This is a genomic window from Flavobacterium araucananum, from assembly GCF_002222055.1.
Taxonomy (GTDB): Bacteria; Bacteroidota; Bacteroidia; order Flavobacteriales; family Flavobacteriaceae; genus Flavobacterium; species Flavobacterium araucananum.
In genome coordinates this window covers 189,141-212,399 of sequence record NZ_MUGS01000004.1, presented here as the reverse complement: position 1 = coordinate 212,399, position 23,259 = coordinate 189,141, and the positions used below count along the sequence as shown (strand labels likewise).

The 23,259-nt window shown below is 36.1% G+C and carries 18 protein-coding genes; 10 read left to right on the top strand and 8 right to left on the bottom strand.

The features are described from left to right. Positions 1-173: 173 nt before the first annotated feature. The 3 genes from B0A64_RS03425 to B0A64_RS03415 all read right to left on the bottom strand — a co-directional run bounded on the left by B0A64_RS03425 (position 174) and on the right by B0A64_RS03415 (position 3,881). A complete protein-coding gene (locus B0A64_RS03425; protein ID WP_244285337.1) occupies positions 174-2,630 on the bottom strand; it encodes an LGFP repeat-containing protein in 2,457 nt (818 codons plus the stop codon). Between the two features lie 277 nt (positions 2,631-2,907). After that, positions 2,908-3,387 carry a MarR family winged helix-turn-helix transcriptional regulator gene (locus B0A64_RS03420; RefSeq protein WP_089478144.1) on the bottom strand — a complete coding sequence of 160 codons (480 nt, stop codon included), beginning with the start codon at positions 3,385-3,387 and terminating at the stop codon, positions 2,908-2,910. Positions 3,388-3,389: 2 nt separating this feature from the next. Beyond that, positions 3,390-3,881 (bottom strand): GNAT family N-acetyltransferase, encoded by a 492-nt coding sequence (locus tag B0A64_RS03415; RefSeq protein WP_089478143.1) that lies wholly within the window; start codon positions 3,879-3,881, stop codon positions 3,390-3,392. 371 nt (positions 3,882-4,252) lie between these two features. On the opposite strand from B0A64_RS03415, the gene B0A64_RS03410 reads away from it, so the two are divergent. Beyond that, positions 4,253-4,840, top strand: a complete 588-nt coding sequence (locus tag B0A64_RS03410; protein WP_089478142.1) for a TetR/AcrR family transcriptional regulator — start codon at positions 4,253-4,255, stop codon at positions 4,838-4,840. A gap of 132 nt (positions 4,841-4,972) precedes the next feature. Beyond that, a complete protein-coding gene (locus tag B0A64_RS03405) occupies positions 4,973-5,785 on the top strand; it encodes an SDR family NAD(P)-dependent oxidoreductase (protein WP_089478141.1) in 813 nt (270 codons plus the stop codon). A gap of 68 nt (positions 5,786-5,853) precedes the next feature. Here the strand turns inward: B0A64_RS03405 and B0A64_RS03400 are convergent, their stop codons facing one another. Together B0A64_RS03400 and B0A64_RS03395 are read right to left on the bottom strand one after the other, a co-directional pair. Beyond that, entirely contained in the window at positions 5,854-8,277 is a 2,424-nt protein-coding gene (locus B0A64_RS03400) for an ABC transporter permease (protein ID WP_089478140.1), read from the bottom strand. A gap of 4 nt (positions 8,278-8,281) precedes the next feature. Beyond that, on the bottom strand, positions 8,282-8,995 hold the full coding sequence (locus B0A64_RS03395) for an ABC transporter ATP-binding protein (RefSeq protein ID WP_089478271.1): 714 nt from the start codon (positions 8,993-8,995) through the stop codon (positions 8,282-8,284). A 280-nt stretch (positions 8,996-9,275) separates the two neighbouring features. Between B0A64_RS03395 and B0A64_RS03390 the strand changes: the two genes are divergently transcribed. The 8 genes from B0A64_RS03390 (at position 9,276) to pdeM (ending at position 20,033) form a co-directional block, all read left to right on the top strand. Further along, a complete protein-coding gene (locus B0A64_RS03390) occupies positions 9,276-10,631 on the top strand; it encodes a sigma-54-dependent transcriptional regulator (protein ID WP_089478139.1) in 1,356 nt (451 codons plus the stop codon). 136 nt (positions 10,632-10,767) lie between these two features. Beyond that, positions 10,768-12,102, top strand: coding sequence for a sensor histidine kinase (locus B0A64_RS03385; protein ID WP_089478138.1), 1,335 nt, complete (start codon positions 10,768-10,770; stop codon positions 12,100-12,102). A 72-nt stretch (positions 12,103-12,174) separates the two neighbouring features. Beyond that, positions 12,175-12,552 carry a response regulator gene (locus B0A64_RS03380; protein ID WP_089478137.1) on the top strand — a complete coding sequence of 126 codons (378 nt, stop codon included), beginning with the start codon at positions 12,175-12,177 and terminating at the stop codon, positions 12,550-12,552. Positions 12,553-12,662: 110 nt separating this feature from the next. After that, the gene (locus tag B0A64_RS03375) at positions 12,663-13,274 is read left to right on the top strand and encodes a hypothetical protein (protein WP_089478136.1); all 612 of its coding nucleotides are present in this window, start codon (positions 12,663-12,665) and stop codon (positions 13,272-13,274) included. Between the two features lie 9 nt (positions 13,275-13,283). Further along, complete coding sequence (locus B0A64_RS03370) at positions 13,284-14,291, top strand: ligase-associated DNA damage response exonuclease (protein WP_089478135.1); 1,008 nt, start codon at positions 13,284-13,286, stop codon at positions 14,289-14,291. A gap of 381 nt (positions 14,292-14,672) precedes the next feature. Beyond that, entirely contained in the window at positions 14,673-16,274 is a 1,602-nt protein-coding gene (locus tag B0A64_RS03365; protein ID WP_089478134.1) for an ATP-dependent DNA ligase, read from the top strand. A 658-nt stretch (positions 16,275-16,932) separates the two neighbouring features. Then, a complete protein-coding gene (locus B0A64_RS03360; protein WP_089478133.1) occupies positions 16,933-19,392 on the top strand; it encodes a ligase-associated DNA damage response DEXH box helicase in 2,460 nt (819 codons plus the stop codon). A 5-nt stretch (positions 19,393-19,397) separates the two neighbouring features. Continuing rightward, entirely contained in the window at positions 19,398-20,033 is a 636-nt protein-coding gene (gene pdeM / locus B0A64_RS03355) for a ligase-associated DNA damage response endonuclease PdeM (protein WP_089478132.1), read from the top strand. On the opposite strand, the gene B0A64_RS03350 is transcribed toward pdeM, so the two are convergent. The 3 genes from B0A64_RS03350 to B0A64_RS03340 form a co-directional block, all read right to left on the bottom strand. After that, positions 20,025-20,528: a hypothetical protein gene (locus B0A64_RS03350; RefSeq protein WP_089478131.1), complete on the bottom strand. Its 504-nt coding sequence runs from the start codon at positions 20,526-20,528 to the stop codon at positions 20,025-20,027. The two genes, pdeM and B0A64_RS03350, sit on opposite strands and share 9 nt — an antisense overlap. Before the next feature lie 397 nt (positions 20,529-20,925). Further along, positions 20,926-21,789: an AraC family transcriptional regulator gene (locus B0A64_RS03345; RefSeq protein WP_089478130.1), complete on the bottom strand. Its 864-nt coding sequence runs from the start codon at positions 21,787-21,789 to the stop codon at positions 20,926-20,928. 124 nt (positions 21,790-21,913) lie between these two features. Beyond that, complete coding sequence (locus B0A64_RS03340) at positions 21,914-23,140, bottom strand: PQQ-dependent sugar dehydrogenase (protein WP_089478129.1); 1,227 nt, start codon at positions 23,138-23,140, stop codon at positions 21,914-21,916. Between the last annotated feature and the right edge of the window lie 119 nt (positions 23,141-23,259).

The following is a 23,259-nucleotide window of genomic DNA, read 5'->3' as shown; positions in this document are numbered from 1 at the left end:
AGATTGGAGCGGAAAGCAGGAAATAGCTCCTTATTAAAACTTAAATTCCGGAAAATAATTTTCAATTGGGAAGTCTTTAAATTGATGATGGTTATAGGTTTGTATCAAAAAAAATCAGGAACGAATATTATTAAATATTGTCCCTGATTCTTTATTATAATTAGTTTTAAACTTTATCTTCGGCCTCTAAATCCTCCGCCACCTCTAAAATTGCCACCGCCCATACGGTTTCCTTCTCTTTGGAAATTTTGGAAATCCCGTGTTTGAGATTCGCCGCGATCTCTTGAGAATGCTGAACGATCTAAATCGTTTGTTATATCAGGATGACCTGCTTCTCCGAGTGGTTTATCGCGTTGTCCGAGAGTTTGATCTGCTTTAGGTAAGTTATCATGCTGGATTGCGTCGCCTAAACGATTTTCTCCGCCTGGATTTTGATTTGGTTTGGTTAGATTATCACGCTGGATTCTCTCTCCTGCCCCATTTGCTCCCAATCCCTGATTGGGGCGATCGCGCTGTAGAGCTGTTCCGGAACCTTTTGCTGAGCCAAGTTTATCTGCTTGTGTCCAGCCTCCGTTGCCGTTGTTATAATGGCTCCAGTTTCCGTTAGCATCTCTTTTGTATACGTGTCCATCATGTCCGGCATATAAATTATTGTTGGTATGAATGGTTGTTCCTCCGCCGCGATGATGCGTAATTACACCTTTGTTACCTCCGGAAGTTTCATAACCAATTGCCGTACCAAGTCTGGTAGTAATATGTCCGGTTTGTGCCCATTGATGACCATTTGTAGCAGCAGAATGTCCCCATTGTGCATACGCATTATGCCCCTGATTGGTTCTGGCATAATTTCCTGTCCATGGATTATAGGAACTTGCTGCCGTGCGACCTCCGTACCATCCTTGTACACTTGCAGAACGACCGTATCTTCCTGTTGCCGGGTTATACCAGGCTGATGTTCCTGCAGCACCGTAAGGCCCGTAAACACGTCTTCCGGCAGCCCATCCGCCTGTCCATGGGTTGTAGACTGCCCCGCCTCCGTACGTATAAGGCCAAGGGCGATAGATTGGGTATAAACCTCCATAATACACATATGGCGGATAATAGTATCCTGTTCCGTAAGTTAAGATAGCGCCTACAGTGGCACCAATAATAAAAGCTCCAAAATAACCGGCTGTTGTACTGCTTTGTACTGTTGTATCAGTTGTGGTTTGTGTAACATAGGTTACATTATATACTGGAGAACTTGGCGGAATTGTATAAATTTCTTTAGGAACTGAATCTGCTGTTTTCCAGGGTCCGTTAGGGCTTGTCGACATGAACCAAACGGCCTGAAAACACAAATAATACAAATCGCCTACTTTTATTACCTTATCCTGAGTATTGCTTGCGTATTGCATTTTTGTGCCCTCGATAGGTTTAAACTGAGGTGTTCCGTCATACGTAACCTTGGCTTTGGCTTCGGCATTGGCTTTCTTAATAATTGCTGTTGTAGGAACCTGAGCTAACATTATGGCATCTTGGGCTTCCTGAGTTCCCGGTACTGCTGCTAATACGTTTGCTCTTGGAGAATTTTTAGGAATTTTAGCAAAATCAGCCGGGAGGTTATTTCCTGCGTATGTCCATGGTCCCGCCAATGCTACAGATTTAAACCATCTTCCGGATAATAAGACATAATATTGTCCATCGCCTTCGTTGGCAAAAATATCATTTTCGGTATTATCGATGTATAACAGTTTGGTTCCTTCTATTTTTATAAATTTTGGGTTTCCGTTTATTGCAATTAATTCAGCAGGTTTATTGCTGTAGAAAACCTGAGGAGTTGTACTTACTGATGGCGCCGGAATCATTTTTTTTACATCATCAAAATTTTGACCTGATGGAAGATTATTCAAACCAGAAGGCAGTTTGGTAGTTTTTTCCCATTTTCCGTCTAGTTGTTTTGAGGTAACCCAGCTATTATCTGCCAGTAAATAGTAGTCTTTTGTTGTTTTATCAAAAAACAAATCCCAGTTGGTATTGACCACATACTGAATATCTGTTTTTTCTACGGGCACTAAAACAGGCTCTCCCTGCACAATAAGTAAAACTGCCGGATTTGTACTGTAAAAAATAGCAGGGGGATCGTTCTTGGCGGCAATTCCTTTCGGCGGACTTTTGGTTTGATTTAAATCTGCCAGAATACGGTCTACCGAAACCGGATCACCGTCTTTAGGCAATGTTTCTTTAAAAAGCTTTTCCATTTCAGGAACTTTTTTTTCATCGAGGGCCGGAAATCTTACATCGGTTACCTGAACATTTTTAAAAAACACGTTCCGGTTGTCTTTATCTACCAATGTCTCGGCTGTTAGAGACGCTACGCCCAAAACTTCTTTGCCGCCTTGTGGAGTCAACGAAAAGGCCAGTCTTACTGTAATTTCTTTATGGTCTTTCCAATCGTCGACCTGAGGTTGATAATAAACCAATTTTGTGCCCTTATTTGTCGTTTCACGTGGCCAGCCATCATCGGTGAGTGAATCAGAAGAAGCAGACTGAACTCCATCTGAAGCAAATTGATTCTGATTTTTATCTTTCTTGCATGAGAAAAAAATTGAACTAACACAGAGTACAATTATTAGAAAAGCCTTTTTCATAAATTAAAAAATTAGATTACTATTTATTGAAAAAATCATTTTTATCGATATCCCGTAAAAATTGTTGTGTATAAAATTAAGTTTACGGGAATTATAAATCTAGTAATCAGGCGTTTCCTTTGTTTCAAATTGTAATATGAAACCAAAAAAATAAGTAAAAGGGTATTTCTAATGGTAATTTTAAATTCTAAAAAATAAATTCCAGATTCTAATTGGGAAAGTCTATAAGTTATTTCAGTAAAAAACTTTGAACCTTTCTTGCTCTGAACCTTTGCAGCTATTCTAAGCTTTTTAACTGCAAAGCTCTTTGCAAAAAACTCTGATGTCTCAGTTTGTTTTCGGCTTCATTAATCGCCTGTAATAAATTGTTTTGGTTATTGGCTATATCCGTAAGAACGCTTGACATTACATCCCAAACAGGTTTCATTTTTACTATTAATTCCTGTCCTTTTGGCGTAAGCGAGATCAGTCTTTTTCGCTCGTCGACTTTGTCTTTTTTTGAACGAATTAGTTTTTGTTTTTCAAGTTCTTTCAATAAACTAATGGTTGATGGATGCGTATACCCTATTTCGTTTGCAATTTCGACAACACTCAAAACCTCTTTGTAGTGCAAGGTATAAATTACCGGAAACCATTTGGGTTCAAAGTCAATACCGTATGATTTATAAAATAAAGCACCATCTTTGCGCAATTGCTCGCTTAGTCGTTGCAATCGTGTCGAAATGGCCAGAATTCCGGATTCATCAATTATATTCATCGTTACTTTTTTAGTTTTAAATGACAAAATACATTGTCGGCACTCATAACAGGAAATGTATCCGGAAGCGTTTCTTTTTCGATTCGTACAAAATGATTTCTTTCATAAAAACGCAAAGCAGCTTCTAATACTGTTATTGTTCCCAAATATAAATCATCAATTCCATTTTTGCTGCAATAATCCAGTAAAGTATCCAATAATTTCTGGGCGATCGAAAACTCTTTTCCACGATATTCCTTCTTTACAAACATTTTTCTAATCGCAGCCTGGGTAGTATCAAATTTCACTAAAGCAATTGTGCCTACTAATTCGTCATTGACAAAAGCACCCCAAAAATGACCTCCTCCACCGTAATAAAAGTTAGTTATATTTAGTAAATCCGGTTGGTCTTCTATCGTAATGGCAACATTAAATTCTTTTTGCTGAATGTTTAAAATCAGCGCTACAATAGCATCAGCATATTTATTTTCGATTGGAATAATTTGTGGTATCATGTCTTCGGAATTTTATTATACAAAACTACGTAGTTAAATACATAAATAAAAATATTTGATGAAAAAATGTTTGTTTTATGTGACTGTTCAAAATATTCATGCAAAGTTGCAGATTTATGTTTCACGCAGATTTAAAAAAAATTTAAGCTGATGTTGCAGATTATTTTTAATTTTCTTTTAGCCTTAATTAATAATTTAAAAATCTTTTTGAAATCAGCTAGAATCTGCTAAATCTGCGTGAAACAAAAACTTAGCGCCTTTGTGGCAACTACTAAACACACTTCAAATGTGAAACTTTTCACAAAAAAATTAATTTGTTTGTTTTTATGACCAATCGGTCATATATTTGTACTCGTTAAATGAAAACTACCATGACAAAGGGAGAAGAAACCAGACAGTTCATTATAGAAAAAGCAGCCCCTATTTTTAATACAAAAGGCATTGCTGCAACTGCTATGAGTGATATTATGGAGGCTACCAAGTTGTCTAAAGGCAGTATGTATGTTCATTTTGAAAACAAAGACGTTCTTGCCTGTGCCGCAGTTGATCACAATATGAAAGTATTGGGTGATAAACTTTTGTTGGAAATCAGTAAAAGCAAAACAGCAAAAGAAGAACTTTTTACTTATATCGACTTCTTTAGTAATGCTGTAAACCCGCCTCTTAAGGGAGGTTGCCCTTTATTGAATTTTGGTACAGAGGCTGATGACACAAACCCTGTTGTAAAAGAAAAAATAAATAAAGGTTGTAACGCCAATCAGCAATTGTTGGCTGGTAGTGTCAATAAAGGAATTGCCAACGGAGAGTTTAAACCGGAGTGGAATGCGGATGAGTTTGCAATCGTTATGTTTGCCATGATGGAAGGCGGTCACTTAATTTCGAGAATGTCCGGTAATAATAATAAGATGAAAGTCATCATTAAAACTTTAAAAAAAATTATAGAGGGAAACACACTCTAATTTTTTTTATTAAAAAAATGACCGATCAGTCATTTTATTATAAAAATATCAATCAACCATTAACAATCAACCATTAACAATCAACCATTAACCATCAACAATCAACCATTAACAATTAAAAATTAAAAAATCATGTCAAAAACAATTTTAATTTCAGGAGCATCAAAAGGATTTGGAAGAGCCTGGACAGAAGCATTTTTAGCCAAAGGATACAAGGTAGCTGCAACAGCCAGAAATATCGATACCCTAGCCGACCTAAAAGCAGAATACGGAGACGCTATTTTGCCTTTGAAACTAGATGTAAACAATCGCGAAGAATCTCTTGCTGTAGTCGAAAAAGTAAAACAACACTTTGGTACAATCGATATCCTGATTAATAATGCAGGTTATGCATTGAACGGTGCTGTTGAAGAAGCGAGCGAAAAAGAAGCAAGAGCACAATTTGAAACTAATTTTTTTGGAACTCTTTGGTTAACTCAAGCCATTTTACCAATTATGAGAAATCAAAAAAGTGGTCATATTATTCAGGTTTCTTCTATTTTAGGAATAACAACTTTGCCTAATTTAGGGCTTTACAATGCTTCTAAATTTGCTGTAGAAGGTCTTACGGAAACACTGGCGCAAGAAGTAAAACAATTTGGAATCAATGTTACTTTGGTTGAACCAAACGGTTATGTTACTGATATCTGGGGTAACGGATTTAACAGCCAAAGTATTGCTGCTTATGACGGACTTAAAAAAGCTATTGAAGAAGGTCATGATCCTGACACTTTTGGAAAAACAAGCGCTACTGTACCTGCAATTATCAAACTGGTTGAAGCAGAAAATCCTCCTTTACGTCTATTTTTAGGAAAAGTAGCATTACCATTTGCAAAACAAACTTACGAACAAAAACTGGCAACCTGGGAAGAATGGGCAGATGTTTCTGTAGCAGCTCACGGTTAATTTAAAAAATCTTTTATTAAAACTAAAACCTCCAAAAGTTCTGTTTTGGAGGTTTTAAATTTTATAATCTATTCGTATTTTAAGTATTTCAAAACATCGATTTTGGTAGCCTGATATGCTCTCGTAAGCACTACTAATAGCGTTAATACCAACAAAGCAGTAAACCCGATTATAAAAGGATAAACAGAAATACTAATTCTGTAAGCAAAATTCTCTAACCATTTGTCCAGTAAATAATACACCGGAAATAGCGCCATTAGAAAACCTACGATACTAAAGATGACATATTGTTTACAAAGTTCTTTTAATAAAACATTTGTCTCAGCACCCAATGTTTTTCGAATCGCAATTTCTTTCATGCGTCGTTCAATCGAATACGAAGCGAGAGCGAATAACCCGAAGAGAGCAATAATGATAACAATAACATTCAACAAAGAGAACAGATTTTTTTGCTTCACATAATTACTATACGATCTTTTATATCCTTTATCTACAAAATCATACGAAAACGGATATTCTGTATCTACTTTTTTGGTCCAGAGATTTTCGATATCTGTCAACGTTTGCGGCATCGTTTTGGGATCAGCAGTTATGTAAATATTATTTAAAAGTTCTGTAAACCACGGCACAGTTTTAAAATGGAGAAAAGACATTGGCGGAATCTCTTCGCCGGGATTTCGAAGATTAAAATCTTTTACAATCCCTACAATAATTGCCTCTTTACCGTTCCAGTTTACTTTTTTACCTATTGGATCTTTTTCGTTTAATAACTTTAAAGCTGCTTCGTTAATCAAAATGGAATTGATGGTATCCTGAGCAAATTTTGGGCTCAGATAACGTCCTTTTACCATTTTTATTTTCAGCATTTCCAGCAGTCCAAAGTCTATTGGAATATTGTTTCCGTCAACGCTTTTATCTTTATATTCATATTTTATAACAGATTTTGAACCGTTTCCTAAAATAAAACCACCACCGGAAACTTCTTTAACCCCTTTTATGTGCAGCAATTGATTTTTGATAATACTATATCTCTCAAATCGGTCTTTATCCGTAATTTTTTCGCCGTAGATATTCTTGTAGGAGATGTTTAAAACTTGTTTGCCATTAAAACCTAAATCTCTTGAGTTCATGTACTCAATTTGCTGATAAACAATATAAGAACCAATGATAAAGAAAGCAGCTACGCCAAATTGAAATATCAACATTCCGTTTCGAAGCCAAATGCCGCTTTTACTGCGTCCAAAGTTTCCTTTTAAAACTTTTAGCGGCTCAAAATTAGCTACATATACAGCCGGAAATATTCCTGCCAATACTACTGTTATAAAAAATATAACAACAAGCTGCAGGTAAAACTGGCTACTTTGTAAAACAAGCGATTTTTCTAAAAAAGAATTATAATAAGGCAAGGAAATCTCGACAATAACAAGTGCTATTAAAATTGAAAACATCGAAATTATAGCGGTTTCAAAAATAAACTGTTGAATGATGGAGAATTTTGAGGCTCCTATGATTTTTCGAACTCCAACTTCTTTGGCTCTTTTTATAGCATTTGCCGTAGCAGAATTGACATAATTAACAATGGATAACAGCAAGATTAAAACGGATAATCCAACCATAATAAGTAAAAATTGAAGATTACCTTTTCCCTCTATCAAACCACCGGTTTTGGTATGTAAGCGAAGTGATGATAACGATTCTAAAACAGGATGTACCAAGCCAAATTTTTTAATAAATTCCTGAGGACTAACACCTTGCTCTTTTGCACGGCGAAGTGTCAGGTTTTCCAGGTATAACTTCTCTAAATTATTAATTACTCGTTTTTGATCTTCGACATGTTTTAATTTCAGCAATAAGACAAAATTAAAATTTCCCCAATACTCTATATTAGCCTTTATTTGCTGATCCATAAAATTGACTACACAAGAAGGATTATAGGCTGATTTTTTGTCCAGTTTATAAACCCCTCTAACAATCAAAACTTGTTTTTGCAACACTATTTTTTTACCCAGAGCAGCTTCATTTCCAAAAAGCTTAAAAGCCAGATCTTGCGACAAGCAAATACTGCTTACATCCGGTAATGCCCCATTTCGATTTCCCTCTGTAAACTCATACGGAAAATAATCAAAAAAGTTTTTTTGTGCTGCAACAATCCTGTCAGATTGCACTTTTTTAGTATTAGAATAAAGTATTTCATCATCATAATTTCCGCTTAAATAACAAAAAGATTCGACTTCAGGGCTTATAGCTTGTATTGCAGATCCTACTGCTGCTGAACCTGCAGACCAGTAAGTCGTGGGATTCATTTTATTGGCTACCAAAAAAATCTTGTCTTTATTTGGGTTCCACTGATCATACGAATGTTCATCGTTCCAATACAACGTGGCAAAAATTAATCCTGCAATTCCAATACTCAACCCCAAAACATTCAAAGCCGTAAAAAGCTTATTGTTTTTGATGTGATAAATAAATATGTTGATCCAGTTCTTTAGCATAATTTTAGTTATTAGAATTAGTAACTAAAACATCTACATTTCTATTGTTCATTTTCTCTGAAAGGATAATGCCGTCTTTCATTAAAATCGTTTTTTGCGAAAACGAAGCATCATAATCAGAGTGTGTAACCATCAAAATTGTGGCGCCACCAGCATGAAGATCTGTCAATAACTCCATAACTTCATTGCCATTTTTACTGTCCAGATTTCCCGTAGGTTCATCGGCAAGAATAATTTTAGGATCGTTGATTAAAGCTCTAGCAACGGCTACACGCTGTTGTTGTCCGCCTGAAAGTTGCTGCGGATAATGTTTCAAACGATGCGAAATCCCTAATATAGTTGCAATTTCCTGTACCTTTTTCTTTCGGTCTGATGCCGGAACATTATTGTAAATGAGCGGCAATTCGATATTATCATAAACCGATAATTCATCGATTAAATTAAAATTCTGAAAAATAAATCCAATGTTTTCTTTTCTGGCTTTTGATTTTAGTTGCTCTTTAAGCCCAATCATTTCCTGTCCCAACAATTCATAGCTACCGCCCGAAGCACTGTCTAATAATCCGATGATGTTTAATAAAGTTGATTTTCCGCTGCCGGATGGTCCCATGATCGATATAAAGTCACCTTCGTTTACGGTTAACGAAATTTCGCTTAAAGCTTTTGTTTCTACTTCTTCGGTTCTAAAAATTTTAGAAAGCTTTTTAATTTTAATCATAATAATTTCTTTTTGATGTTTGTTTTTCTTGCTAAGAATCATATTGCCGAAGTAAAAAACAGCTCCTAAATTAAGATAATTGATAACATAATCTATAAATATCTATTTTTGTTACATTTACCAGCAATAATGATTCTCATACTTGATGATTTACTAACAGTAATGTGATTTTTATGCCAAAAATTTAAAATCTGTAACTGTCTTATTTTAAATTTTTTATTATCTAAGAGAATTATAAAGTGTCCAATAATGGACAGCTTTCGTCCAAAACCGAACAAAAATGAAAAAGACAAATGCCTCAATTTTAATCATAGACGATCAGGAAGACATCCTTTTTGCGTCGAAAGTGTACCTGAAAAAGTATTTTGAAGACATTTATACGCTCAATAATCCAAAAAATATTGTCGAACTATTATCAAAAAAAAGCATTGATGTTGTTTTGCTCGACATGAATTACAGGATAGGTTTTGAAGACGGAAAAGAAGGTTTGTATCTATTGAAAGAAATAAAAATACTTTCGCCAAAAACTGTTGTGATTTTAATGACCGCTTTTGGTAAAGTCGAAACTGCTGTTGAAGGTTTAAAATCGGGTGCTTTTGATTATATCTTAAAACCGTGGGAAAATAAAAAACTACTGGAATCTGTAAAACAGGCTGTCGAAAAATCGCGTAAAGAACAGAAGAAGGAAAAAAATGTCGAAATTGAAAACAACTTTTTTATTGGTACCTCTGAGATTATAAAAAAAGCCTATTCCCTCGCTGACAAAGTCGCTAAAACCGATGCTAATGTTTTGATATTGGGCGAAAACGGAACGGGAAAATTTGTTCTGGCACATCATATTTTTAAACAATCCGAGAGAAAAAACAATCCTTTCATTACCGTTGATTTAGGTTCTTTAAACTCGAATATTTTCGAAAGCGAATTGTTTGGTTATGTCAAAGGAGCTTTTACAGATGCTAAAACAGATACTCCGGGACGTTTTGAAATGGCGCAGAACGGAACGATATTTTTGGACGAAATTGGTAATGTTCCGCTGCATTTGCAATCGAAATTGTTGCAGGTTATCCAGACCAAAACGGTAACCAGATTGGGCGAAACAAAAGCAAGACCTCTAAACGTTAGGATTATTACGGCAACCAACTTAAACCTGAAACGGGAAGTTGCAGACAAAAATTTTAGAGAAGATTTGTATTACCGTATTAATACAATGGAGATTATTTTGCCCGCTTTAAGAGAACGCAATGAAGATAAAATTCCGCTGGCAGAATATCTACTGGATAAAATGATCGAAAAATACGAACGTGGTCCTATTACTTTTGATAAAAAAGTAGGGGAACAAATCGGGAAACACGCCTGGAACGGAAACATTCGCGAGATGGAAAATAAGATCGAACGCGCTGTTATTCTTTGCGAAAACAATAAAATTACAGTTGCAGATTTAGATCTGGAAACCCTAACAACATACGAAGAAAATCCGGATGATAGTCAGCTTTCAACGGTAGAGAAAGCAGCAGTTGAAAGAGCATTACTCAAAAACAATAATAATATTAGCAAAACAGCCGAAGAACTGGGTTTATCCAGAGGCGCTTTATATCGTCGTCTGGAAAAATATAATATTAAAAGTGATAGTTTGTAATTTATTGTAACACATAGAGACTTCGTTTTGCATCGTTTGAAAAGGCGTTTCACTTAAAATAAATCACATCGTTAGGAGAAAAATTATGGTTTCGAAAAATTTTAATTTCTAATTCTCAATTTTAAATTCTTAAAATATGTTTCAATCCTATAAAACATACAAACTTATATTTCTGAGATTAATAATAATTGTCGCAGCAATCGAAGTTTCTGTTTTCTTTTTTAAAAAAGATTTATTGTTTACCGCGATATTTGGGCTTTTTATTGTTTTTCTGCTCTTGCGCGAACTCTATTTTTACGTTCGTAATTTTGTTTTGATCTACAATAAAACAATCGCTTCGATATTGCAAAATGATTTTAGTTCTGATTTTTCGAAGCATAAATTAAACAAAAATTACAATGACCTTTTTAATTTATATGACAGTTTAAAGAGCAAACAAAACGAACAGATTTCAAGAGATATCATCTATCGCTCTATCTTGAACAACATCGAAACCGGAATTATAATACTGCAAAAGCAAGATCATGATTGGAATATCTTTTTAATGAATGATTATTTTTCGACACATTTTAATGTCCCAAAAGTATCTAAATGGAAATACCTTAAAAACCAATTACCGGCATTATGCGAGATTATCGAACAAGATGATTTTCAGGAAATAAAAACAGCCCTGGAAATTAGTATTAAAGAACAGCAAAGGCAGACATTTGTATTGCAGGCTTCAAGAGCAGAGATTTTTGAGTCGGATTATTTTATAGTTCTTTTAGATTCGATTCAGAACGTAGTAGAGAAAAAAGAAAAAGAAGCATGGGTAAATCTCATGAAGGTAATCTCGCATGAACTTTTGAATTCGATTACACCTATTCGTTCTATTTGCCAGAATTTGCAGGATTTGGTCGAACAGGATTCTCTATCAGATGAAGATTTAGAAGATGTAAAAAATAGTGTCGAAACCATGTTAAGGCGCAGTGATCATTTGCAAAAATTTGTCGAAGGATATCGCAAACTCGCCATGTTGCCTTCGCCTAAAAAAGAAAAAACAGAACTCCACCATTTAATCGATAATTGTCTCAGGGTTATGCATTCTTTGTTTAAAGAAAAAAATATTGAAGTGGTCAATACAATAACTTTTAAACGTATCATAAATATCGATTCGCAACAGATAGAACAGGTGCTCCTTAATCTCTTAACCAATAGTTTTTATGCGCTAAAAGATACCGTGCAAAAACAAATTTATATTTCGGCGGAAGCCAAAGAAAACCGAATCTTCCTTAAAATAACAGATACTGGAAACGGAATCGAAAAAGAAATAGAGCACAAAATATTCCTTCCTTTTTTTACCACAAGACCAGAAGGCGCAGGAATTGGCTTAACATTATCCAAAAATATTATTGAAGCACACGGTGGTTATATTACGCACAAAAACGAAGAGGGCAAAACTACTTTTGAAATTTGCCTCGTTGACAGTTAAACATTTATATTATATAACATACCCGTAAAATTATATAACCAAAAACTCCCAATTTTAAAATAATTTCATGGAATGAAAAATACAGTAATTTTATTGGTAGATGACGACGAAGATGACTGCGAATTATTTATCGCAGCAATCGCTTCTTTAAACAAAAATATTCTCACTACAATCTCGAATAATTCATTAGAAGCTTTAAATAATTTGAAAGTTGCTACTGCATTGCCTGACTTTATATTTCTAGATATGCAGATGCCCTACTTAAGCGGGGCCGAATTTATACAGCAATTGCGACAAATTCCTGAGCTTAGTTCTATTCAGGTTGTGGTTTATTCATCGCATTCGCACGACACGTTAAAAAAATTAACCAACGAATTTAGTGCTGTAAAAATATTTACGAAACCCAACAATTTTCAGGAATTGGTGAGCACGCTCGATGGCATACTTTAAGGCATTATAATTAGAAATCATGTAACATTTAAGGAAAAAAGTATAAATCATAAACTTTATTCAATACCTAACTTTGAGTAAAGTTTTTTACCACTAAAACCTTAATTGCTATGCTACTACAATTTATCTCGAAATTATTTGAAAGCGATGAACCGGATCAGAATCAGTACGATATTGTGGTTCAGATTAATGATAAAGTTGCACCTGCAGATAAGCGAAATCTTTATCTGTTGCCCTTAAACGATTTTTTATCCCAAAACAATTATGGCGAGATTTCCGGTGGCGGAATACTTAAGGAAGAGCCCGGTGAAATTATTTTTTGCGATATTCATATTAAACTTTTTAAGGAAGAAATCACTATCGCTGTTTTAGAAAATATCATAACTTATCTAGAAGATTGTGGTGCGCCCAAAGGTTCTAAAATAATCATAGAAAAAACACATCAGGAAATTCCGTTTGGTAAAAACGAAGGAATTGCTATTTATCTTGACGAAGAAAATCCAGACAGAAAAAACGAAGACGAGTATAATATCGATTTTATTCAGTCCGAAATTTCAAAAAGAACCAATACTTCACAATATACAGAGAGATACTGGAAAGGAAATACAACAACAGGTTTGTATTTTTACGGGCAGTCTTTTGACAAAATGAAAGATCATGTATCAGATTTTATGCATACCTATCCGTTGTATAAAAGTGCCCGAATCGCTCAAATAGCTTAATATAAAGTTATGACTACGCCCCTCTTAGCCTTTAATGATAAAGGAATATATTGCCAGCAGGCAGATGTATATCTTGATCCGTGGCGTCCGGTTACAAACGCTATTATCACTCACGGACACTCTGATCATGCCCGTTGGGGACACCAAAATTATATAACACACCATGACAATGTACCTATCATAAAACACCGTCTTGGCGATATAAATGTTACCGGAAAAAACTGGAACGAAACGTTTACTGTAAACGGTGTAAAATTTTCGCTACATCCTGCCGGTCACGTCATTGGTTCTGCACAAATACGAGTCGAATACAAAGGGGAAGTCTGGGTTTTTACGGGTGATTATAAAACGGAAGATGATGGAATTTCTACTCCTTATGAAGTCGTAAAATGTAATGCTTTTATAACCGAATGTACGTTTGGATTACCCGCTTTTAAATGGACGCCACAAGCCGAAGTTATGACTGATATTAATAATTGGTGGGCAGAAAATCGTGCCGAAGGAAAAACATCTGTTCTCTTTGGGTATTCGTTAGGAAAAGCCCAACGTTTATTGAAATACCTTAATACGGATATCGGAAAAATTTACACCCACGGAGCAATCGAAAACATGACCGAAGTTTTGCGTCCAATGGTTGATTTTCCGCCTACGACAAGAGTAACTGCTGAAACTAAAAAAGAAGATTTATCAGGCAGCATTGTGCTCGCACCACCCAGTGCGCACGGAAGCACCTGGATCCGCAAAATGACACCTTTTGTTACGGGTTCTGCCAGCGGTTGGATGACTTTTCGGGGTGCCAGACGCCGTCGTGCCGTAGATCGTGGTTTTGTTTTAAGCGATCATTGCGATTGGACTGGTTTACTTGAAAGCATAAAAGCAACCGGAGCCGAAAAGATAATTTGCACACACGGATACTCGGATATATTCTCAAAATACCTTCAGGAAATTGGTTACGATGCAAGAACGGCAAACACACAATATGAAGGAGAAATAGAGGAAAGAGAAGAAAGAAAATAGAGAATAGAAAATAGAGAATAGAAAATAGAGAATAGAATATAGAGAATAGAATATAGAGAATAGAATATAGAGAATAGATGAAAGAAGCTAGAAGAAAGAGAAAGATGCAAGAAAATAGAATAAAGAGAATAGAATTTAGATTTTATGTTCTGTCTTTTTTTCTTTTATCTATACTCTATTCTCTATAGTGTTTTCTTTATACTCTATTTTCTAGCTTCTCTTTAAAAGAAACACATAGCGGATACACAAACAACTATGTGAATTCAGAATAAGTGAAACGCCTAGTTTTCAGTCCAAAAGCTATGTTTCTATGTGTTTAAATATTAAATTCAATGAGAATAAACTTTTAACATCTAATAAATAACTTTTAACGTCACGAAGATGAAAAACTTTGCCGAACTTATAAAAGCACTTGACAGTTCTAATAAAACTTCGGTAAAAGTAGATGCTTTGACCCATTATTTTATCAATGCCAGTAACGAAGATAAAGTCTGGACCATTGCTATTCTCTCGCATCGCCGTCCTCCCCGACCTGTAAATACAACTTTATTGCGTCTGTGGGCAAATGAACTCGCTAATATTCCGCTTTGGTTGTTTGAAGAAAGCTATCATATTGTAGGCGATCTTGCCGAAACAATTGCGCTGATAATCCCTACTACTAAAGAACATTCTGATAAAAGTTTAACGGAATATCTTCAGGAAATTATTGCCCTGAAAAAGAAAACCGACATCGAGAAAAAGGAATATCTGCACGAAAACTGGCTCGCTCTCAATTACTACGAACGTTTTGTCTTTACCAAACTAATTACCGGAAGTTTTAGGATTGGTGTAAGTCAAAAATTAATGACACGAGCACTTTCTAAAACCGAAAATATTGACGAAGATGCTCTGGCACACAAATTAATGGGCGATTGGAATCCAAATACGATCACGTTTCAGGAATTAATTTTGGACGAAAAAAATAGCGATTATTTATCTAAACCCTTTCCGTTTTATCTCGCTTATCCCATCGAAGGCGAACCATCGAATTTGGGCAATCCTGAAGATTGGAGCGCAGAACACAAATGGGACGGAATCCGGTCGCAAACCATTATACGCGATAATGAGATTTTTATCTGGAGTCGCGGCGAAGAATTGGTTACCGATAAATATCCTGAATTTGCTTCTTTTATTGGTGTTATTCCGGATGGAACCGTCATCGATGGAGAAATTCTTCCTTATATCGAAAACGAAATTGGAACTTTTAATGATCTCCAAACCCGAATTGGACGAAAAACGGTCTCGGCAGCGATCCTCAAAAAAGCGCCTGTCATTATAAAAGCCTACGATTTATTAGAATGGAAAGGTCAGGATATTCGAAATCTTCGTTTTGAAGAAAGACGTATCTTATTAGAACAATTATTTGAAAACATAAAACATCACGACATTCCGCTGCAACTTTCTGAAAGGATAAAATTTTCGACCTGGGAAGAATTAACGACAGAAAGATTGCGCTCCCGCGAAATGAAAAGCGAAGGTTTAATGATCAAACGAAAAGATTCGCCCTATCTGGTAGGAAGAAAAAAAGGCGATTGGTGGAAATGGAAAATTGAACCTTTGGTGATCGATGCTGTTCTCACGTATGCGATGCGCGGACACGGACGACGCTCGAATCTTTTTACGGATTATACTTTTGCCTTATGGCAGAATAACGAAAGTAACGAACGTGAACTGGTGACATTTGCAAAAGCCTATTCAGGTTTAACAGATGCCGAATTCAGGATGGTGGACAATTGGATCAAGAAAAATACCTTAGAAAGATTTGGTCCCGTTCGAAGCGTAACGCCTCAATTGGTTTTTGAAATTGGTTTTGAAGGTATTGCACTTTCCAAACGACATAAAAGCGGAATCGCTACCCGGTTTCCGAGGATTTTAAGATGGCGTCATGATAAAAAAATAGAGGAAGCCAATTCTATTGACGATTTGAAAAGTATGATTTTATGATGTTGGGGAAATGGCACGCGGATGAAACGGATTCGCAAGCGAAAACACGGATGGATGCGGGTTTTTTGTCATTGCGTGGGGTTTTGATAGCAGAGAAATGGCACGCGGATGACACGGATTCGCAAGCGAAAACACGGATGGACGCGGATTTTTATTTTTTTATCTAAGGCTCCAGCGGAGCAAAATATTTATAGAAATCAAGAAGAAATCCGGAAAAAAGCTCCAGAGAAGCGATATAGTAATTTCTAATTGATACGCAAAATAGGTGCCTCGCTGGGGTTTTGATAGCGGAGAAATGGCACACGGATGACACGGATTCGCTAAAGCGAAAACACGGATGGGCGCGGATTTTTGTTTTTTTATCTAAGGCTCCAGCGGAGCAAAATATTTATAGAAATCAAGAAAAAATCCGGAAAAAAGCTCCAGAGGAGTGATATATTAATTTCTAATTGATCCGCAAAATAGGTATCTCGCTGGGGTTTTGATAGCGGAGAAAGGACACGCGGATGACACGGATTCGCAAGCGAAAACGCGGATAGGCGCGGATTTTTGTTTTTTTATCTAAGGCTCCAGCGGAGCAAAATATTTATAGAAATCAAGAAAAAATCCGAAAAAAAGCTCCAGAGGAGCGATATAGTAATGGCATAAAAAAAAAACAATGAATAAAGAGCAACTTTTTGCGGTAGCAAATAACTGGTTTCAGGATCAGGGCTGGAAACCATTTCCGTTTCAGACCCAAACGTGGACTGCTTTTTTGCAAGGAAAAAATGGTTTACTAAACGCTCCCACCGGAAGCGGGAAAACCTATGCGCTCTGGTTGCCTATTGTTTTAAACTACATAAAAAATAATCCAAATTATAAAACAAAACACAATCCCGGACTTAAAGCAATCTGGATTACACCCTTACGTTCTCTTTCGGTCGAAATAAAACAAGCAGCAGAAAGAGTAGTTAATGATTTAGGTACTAAAATGACGGTTGGAATTAGGTCCGGAGATACATCAGCCAGCGAAAGAGCAAAGCAAAAAGGAAAAATGCCCGATTTATTAATTACAACTCCGGAGAGTTTGCAACTGCTTTTGGCAACCAAAGGTTACGACAAAATATTTGGCAATTGTACGGCAATTGTTATTGACGAATGGCATGAATTATTGGGTACAAAACGAGGCGTTCAAACAGAACTGGCTTTGTCGAGATTAAAAACCATTGCGCCCAAGATGCGAATTTGGGGAATATCGGCAACAATTGGCAATTTGCAACAAGCACAGGAAGTTTTACTGGGGATAGATTCAGAAGCGTATCATAACTCGGTTTTGATAAAGGCTCAGATTCATAAAAAAATAAAGGTTATTTCGATTATTCCGGATAAAATGGAAACGTATCCGTGGCGCGGACACATGGGTTTGCATCTTATTGATGAAGTGGCCAAAATTGTAAAAGCGAGCAAAACGACTTTGATTTTTACGAATGTTCGTTCGGCTTGTGAAATCTGGTTTCAGCGATTGCTGGAAAAATATCCTGAGTTTGCGGGAGAAATGGCGATGCATCACGGCAGTATTGATCGCGAAACGAGACTTTGGGTCGAAAATGCTATTCGCAACGAAGAGCTAAAAGTGGTTGTTTGTACTTCGAGTCTGGATCTTGGAGTCGATTTTGCGCCTGTAGAAACTATTATTCAGGTTGGTGGTCCTAAAGGTGTTGCACGTTTTTTGCAAAGAGCGGGACGAAGCGGACATCAACCAGGGAAAGAGAGTGTAATCTATTTTCTGGCAACACATGCGATCGAATTAATCGAAGCATCGGCACTTAAAAAAGCGGTCGAAAATAGTGTAATCGAGGATCGCGTTCCGTATTTAAACAGTTGGGATGTTTTGGTGCAATACTTAAATACTCTGGCGGTTTCGGACGGATTTCTTCCGGATGAAATTTTTAAAGAGGTTAAAACTACATTTTGTTATCAGGCTATGACGGAGGAAAACTGGAACTGGGTTTTGAATTTTATTTCAAACGGCAGCCAAAGTTTACAGGCGTATGATGAATATAAAAAGGTTGAAATTGACGAGGACGGGCGTTATAAAATTAACAGTAGATTGATTGCGATGCATCATAGAATGCAAATTGGAACTATTGTTGGTGATGCTGTTTTGAATGTAAAATTTATGAGCGGCGGCTATATTGGCACTATTGAGGAATGGTTTGTATCGAAATTAAAACCCGGAGATACTTTTATTTTTGCGGGTAAACAACTCGAGTTGTTCAGGATTAGAAATATGCAGGTTTTGGTACGAAAGGCTGATGCTAAAAAGAAATCTAAGGTAGTAAGCTGGATGGGCGGTCGAATGGCGTTATCTGCACAAATGAGCGAATTGCTGCGCCAGGAATTGTATCGCGCCAATACAGATGATTTATCGCCGGAACTAAAAGCATTACAACCTTTGTTTGTCAGACAAAGAAAAGAATCTATTGTTCCCGGAGACGATCAGTTTTTGATTGAAACTTTTAAAACTAGAGAAGGTTATCATGCTATTTTTTATCCTTTTGAAGGCCGGTTTGTGCATGAAGCGCTGGCAAGTTTACTGGCGTACAGAATTAGTTTACTTTTGCCTATTAGTTTTTCTCTGGCTTATAATGATTACGGATTCGAATTGCTCTCTGATCAGGAAATTGATATGCAGAATGTTTTAGATAATAATCTATTTTCGACTGAATATGTACATCACGATTTGCAAAAAAGTCTGAATGCTACAGAAATGGCACGACGAAAATTCAGGGATATTGCCGTAATTGCAGGTTTGGTTTTTACCGGTTTTCCCGGAAAAATGGTGAAGACAAAACATTTGCAAAGTGGTTCGCAATTGTTGTTTGAAGTTTTTAGGGATTATGAACCTGACAATCTATTGTTTCTGCAAGCGTATCGTGAAACCTTTGAACATCAATTGGAAGAAGGCCGTTTGATTATGGCTCTGGAACGAATAAACAATCAGGAAATTATCTGGAAACAATGTCTTAAACCAACTCCTTTTAGTTTCCCGCTGATTACAGACCGATTGAGAGAAAAGTTATCGAGCGAGACCTTGGCAGAACGAATTAAAAAAATGACGGCTTCGTATATGAAGTAAAATTTATGAAAATTAAAATACAAGATCAAACGTTTGTTTTGCATTCAAGCGGGGCTTTGTTTTGGGAAACCAGAAAATTGCTTCTCATTTCTGATGTACATTTAGGTAAAGTATCGCATTTTAGAAAACACGGCGTAGCGATTCCCAACAATGTGGTTTCGGAAAATTTTAATCGTTTGACTGCTGTTACAGAACATTTTAATCCTGAAAAAATTATTTTTCTTGGTGATTTATTTCATAGTTCAATGAATTCTGAGTGGGAGTTATTCGAAAAATGGGTCGCTTGTTGTACCAATAAAATTATCCTTGTTGCAGGAAATCATGATATTATCAATCCCCAACATTACACTAAAATTAATATCGATGTTGTAGAATCAATAGAAATAGATTCCTTTTTGCTAACCCATCATCCTACTGTAAAAAAAGGTTTTTTTAATTTTTCAGGTCACATCCATCCCGGAATAATCCTGCGCGGTTTTGGTGCTCAATCCTTAAAACTACCTTGTTTTTATCAAAAGGAAGATCAGATGATTCTGGCTGCTTTTGGCGAATTTACCGGAAAGCATATTATAAAACCCAAACAAAATGATGTGGTGTATGCAATTGCCAATCAGGATGTTGTTATGGTAAAACTAAACTGATTTTTTAAAATAAAGTTGTTTCTGAATTTCTTGTTCAGATTCATTTTCATAATCGAATTTTTGATATCCGAGAGAGTTTAAAGTTTGGATTAAAATACTATCTATTTCAAAAACTTTTACCCAAATCAGGTCGTGTTTTCTTTGCATTGCTACTTCTTCGGCACGCTTAAAAAGTACCACTAAATCTTCGGGATCGAAATAAACAATATGATTTACACTGATTGGTTTATTTGCGCCAAGATTTTGATTGACTAACCGGGAGGAATTCAGTTTCATAAAAGACAACGGGTTTTCGCCTTCGTAAGCCATTAACATCTCGACCGAAAAATCATTCTGGATTTTGAATAACTTTTGACTCGAAAGGTTTTCCTGAGCATACTTCTCTCCTATTTCTTTCTCTGATCCAAATAAATCCGAATAGAATTTCAGGGCTTTCTCTTCCATCCAGACAACATTATCATTTATGATTACTACGAATTTTGCGACTTTAGACATATTTTCTATTTTTTTATTTCATGCAAAGTTGAGCGGATTTAATTGATCAGAAAAGAGCTAAATGTCTTGTAGTTTGTTCGAAAAGTCGGGAGTTGGATTGGGGATTTTTTTCACACATAGAAACATAGTTTTTTTATCGCTTAAAAAAGGCGTTTCACTTTGAATAAAACGCAATAGTAGCAACTTTACAAATGCATATATATATACTAACAATTTTATTCGTTTAAACATAATAGTATTGTATTGTCACTCGCGAGAGGGATAGAAGCAAGCTACCGAAGTAGCGCGGAGAGCCCGACAGCATTCCGATAAGAGGGCGTATAAGCGCATAGTAGATTTGCCCTCGTATCGGGATGGTGACTCGCCCAAAGTATAATTACGTATACTTTTAAATATACTAAACCTTCTTTCTTCGATATTCTAAGGGAGAAATTCCTTCGCATTTTTTAAAGAATCTTCCAAATCCGGATTGATTCTGAAAGTTTAGCATATCGCTTATCTGATTGATGGTTAGTTCTTGATTTTGAAGCAATACTTTGGCTTCAAGAATTACGATATCTTCTATCCAGTTGCTTGCCGTTTTTCCGCTGTTATTTTTAATAACTTCAGACAGGTATTTGCGTGTAACATTTAGATTGTCTGCATAATATTGCACGGATCTTTGTTTTGAAAAATCTCTAAAAAGAATTTCTTTAAATTTTTCGAACAATGGATTTTGAGTTGTACTGTCGGGAATTGTTTGTTTTATAAAATCAAGTTCATATATCAAAATATAGAGATAAGCCCTGAAAATAGCGGGCTGATGGTTCGAATTATTCTCGAGTGATTGTATGAGCAAAGAAAAAATTTGCTCAAACTTCGTTTTATTTTTCTTCTCGAGATTAAATACATGCTTTTCGCTATTCTCGAAAAATTCATATTGAGACAGAAAAAAAACATTGGCTTGATTGTGTAGAAAAAATTGTGGTTTGAAAAAGATAATATCAATTAAAATTTCGTCGCTGTATTTTGTAAAACTTCTAATTACCGAAGGCCCAAGCGTGAGAATTGCCGGAGCATGAATGACCACTTTTTTAAGTTTGGTTTGCATGACAATACTGCCTTTTCTTAAAAATTCTATCGCATAACTTTCTGCCCGGTAAGGTTCGCTGATATAGGGATGATCTTGCGCCTGAATATAAAAATAATCGTTTTTATTATCAACGTCATTAAACAAACTCTTGTGGTGTGCGAGCGAGTATGTTGTAATTTTATTTTTCAATTGTCGTTTTTTTTAAGCGCTATCAAATATAGTTAACACTTTTTTGGATAACAAAAAAATGGCACTGTATAGCGCCATTTTTTGTATTCTTTAGCATCTAAAGAATATATATAGGAATTGATTTTTATTTTTTGTCAATTTTGTAAAGTCTTCCGCCATCAGTAACAGCGTACAAAGCTCCGTCGTTTCCTTGGGTAACATCCCTAAAACGTTGATTTTCTGACGCAAGTAGTCTTTCTTCTCCAATTACTTTATTGTCTTTTATGGCAAGACGTACAATATGCATTCCGCTTAAAGCCCCTATAAAAAGATTATTTTGCCATTCCGGAACACGATTACCGGTATAGAACGTCATCCCGCTTGGCGAAACTACAGGATCCCAATAATAAACAGGTTGTTCTAAGCCATCTTGTTGCTGGATTCCTGCTCCAATTTTTTCTCCGCTATATTCGATTCCGTACGTAATGGTAGGCCATCCGTAATTAGATCCGGCTTTTAGACGGTTAATTTCGTCACCTCCGCGTGGTCCATGTTCTGCCAGCCATATTTCGCCTGTAGTAGGATTAAGCGCTAAACCCTGTGGATTTCTGTGGCCAATAGTATACAATTCCGGCAAAGCTCCGGTTTGTGTAAAAGTTGGATTTCCGGTTGCCGGTTGCCCGTCTTTGGTGATTCGAACGACTTTTCCCAAACCTGTTGCAACAGATTGTGCCAATGGTCTTGTCTCTAATACAGAACGTTCTCCGGTACTTACTACCAGAAAACCAGATTTATCAAAAAGAATACGTCCTCCATAATGAAGCGTACTTGCATTGGCTGGTTTTGCTCTGTAAATTACGGTTGCACCTTCGATCGTTTTCTCATCAGCGGCTAGTTTTCCTTTTGCAACTGCGGTGTTGTTTCCTCCGGTCGAAGCTTCAGCAAAAACCCAGTAAATCATACGATTAGTTGCAAATTCAGGATCAATAGTTAAACCTAATAAACCTCCTTGCCCGCCAGAATTTACGGCAGGAATACCTGTTATAGCAGCACTTAAAACTCCTGCGGTAGTGGCAATACGCATTGTTCCTGTTTTTTCGGTAATCAATAATCTACCATCCGGAAGAGTTTTTATTCCCCAAGGACTTGTTAAGGTTGTGGCAAGAACAACACCTTCGTATGGTGTATTGGTTTGTACGCCACTAGCTCTGGTTTGTCCTGCAAAGGCTGGTTTATATGCTGTATTGGCTGCATTGGTCTCTACCGGATTGGTAGCTGTACCGGGATTTGTAACAACATCTTTATCATTAGAGCAGCTTAATAAGGTTATCAGCATACTCGAAACAATAGCAATTTGGTTAATATTTCTCATAGTTTTGGGGTTTTATGTATTAAACATTCATTACAATTTGTGAATATTCTAAGTTTAGAACTAAACAAAAATGTTAAATTTAAAATAAAAGTAGTTATATAATTTATAAGAAAAGTTAT

What these genes read in the sequence shown, in the direction of transcription:
- B0A64_RS03410 (WP_089478142.1), top strand. Translation starts at nt 4,253, where the DNA reads ATGACAAAGGGAGAAGAAACCAGACAGTTCATTATAGAAAAAGCAGCC.
- B0A64_RS03340 (WP_089478129.1), bottom strand. Translation starts at nt 23,140, where the DNA reads ATGAGAAATATTAACCAAATTGCTATTGTTTCGAGTATGCTGATAACC.
- B0A64_RS03425 (WP_244285337.1), bottom strand. Translation starts at nt 2,630, where the DNA reads ATGAAAAAGGCTTTTCTAATAATTGTACTCTGTGTTAGTTCAATTTTT.
- B0A64_RS03380 (WP_089478137.1), top strand. Translation starts at nt 12,175, where the DNA reads ATGAAAAATACAGTAATTTTATTGGTAGATGACGACGAAGATGACTGC.
- pdeM (WP_089478132.1), top strand. Translation starts at nt 19,398, where the DNA reads ATGAAAATTAAAATACAAGATCAAACGTTTGTTTTGCATTCAAGCGGG.
- B0A64_RS03400 (WP_089478140.1), bottom strand. Translation starts at nt 8,277, where the DNA reads ATGCTAAAGAACTGGATCAACATATTTATTTATCACATCAAAAACAAT.
- B0A64_RS03360 (WP_089478133.1), top strand. Translation starts at nt 16,933, where the DNA reads ATGAATAAAGAGCAACTTTTTGCGGTAGCAAATAACTGGTTTCAGGAT.
- B0A64_RS03405 (WP_089478141.1), top strand. Translation starts at nt 4,973, where the DNA reads ATGTCAAAAACAATTTTAATTTCAGGAGCATCAAAAGGATTTGGAAGA.
- B0A64_RS03420 (WP_089478144.1), bottom strand. Translation starts at nt 3,387, where the DNA reads ATGAATATAATTGATGAATCCGGAATTCTGGCCATTTCGACACGATTG.
- B0A64_RS03390 (WP_089478139.1), top strand. Translation starts at nt 9,276, where the DNA reads ATGAAAAAGACAAATGCCTCAATTTTAATCATAGACGATCAGGAAGAC.
- B0A64_RS03365 (WP_089478134.1), top strand. Translation starts at nt 14,673, where the DNA reads ATGAAAAACTTTGCCGAACTTATAAAAGCACTTGACAGTTCTAATAAA.
- B0A64_RS03385 (WP_089478138.1), top strand. Translation starts at nt 10,768, where the DNA reads ATGTTTCAATCCTATAAAACATACAAACTTATATTTCTGAGATTAATA.
- B0A64_RS03370 (WP_089478135.1), top strand. Translation starts at nt 13,284, where the DNA reads ATGACTACGCCCCTCTTAGCCTTTAATGATAAAGGAATATATTGCCAG.
- B0A64_RS03350 (WP_089478131.1), bottom strand. Translation starts at nt 20,528, where the DNA reads ATGTCTAAAGTCGCAAAATTCGTAGTAATCATAAATGATAATGTTGTC.
- B0A64_RS03395 (WP_089478271.1), bottom strand. Translation starts at nt 8,995, where the DNA reads ATGATTAAAATTAAAAAGCTTTCTAAAATTTTTAGAACCGAAGAAGTA.
- B0A64_RS03375 (WP_089478136.1), top strand. Translation starts at nt 12,663, where the DNA reads ATGCTACTACAATTTATCTCGAAATTATTTGAAAGCGATGAACCGGAT.
- B0A64_RS03415 (WP_089478143.1), bottom strand. Translation starts at nt 3,881, where the DNA reads ATGATACCACAAATTATTCCAATCGAAAATAAATATGCTGATGCTATT.